The 245-nt window shown below is 39.6% G+C and carries 1 pseudogene; it reads left to right on the top strand.

What is annotated here, in order from left to right:
* Positions 1-32 precede the first annotated feature (32 nt).
* Positions 33-245, top strand: a pseudogene (locus NLF92_RS13580) (UDP-glucose 6-dehydrogenase); the annotation flags it as partial.

Here is a 245-nt window from a genome sequence, read left to right on the forward strand (position 1 = left end):
CAATTTTTCCCCGACCTCAGCAATATTTGTTTATGCCAGTTTTAGATGCTGAATTTACCAAACTCAGTATTTCAGGCATGTTGGCGACTCGTATCAGTTATATGAATGATTTGGCAGATGTTGCTGAAAAGTTGGGTATTGATATTGCCCATGTTCGAGATGGAATGGCAGCAGACAGTCGGATAGGTGAATCGTATTTACATTCAGGTGCAGGTTTTGGTGGTGAAAACTTTTCACATGATATT

Origin of the sequence: Opacimonas viscosa (assembly GCF_024199005.1) — a bacterium.
Lineage (GTDB): Bacteria > Pseudomonadota > Gammaproteobacteria > Enterobacterales > Alteromonadaceae > Opacimonas > Opacimonas viscosa.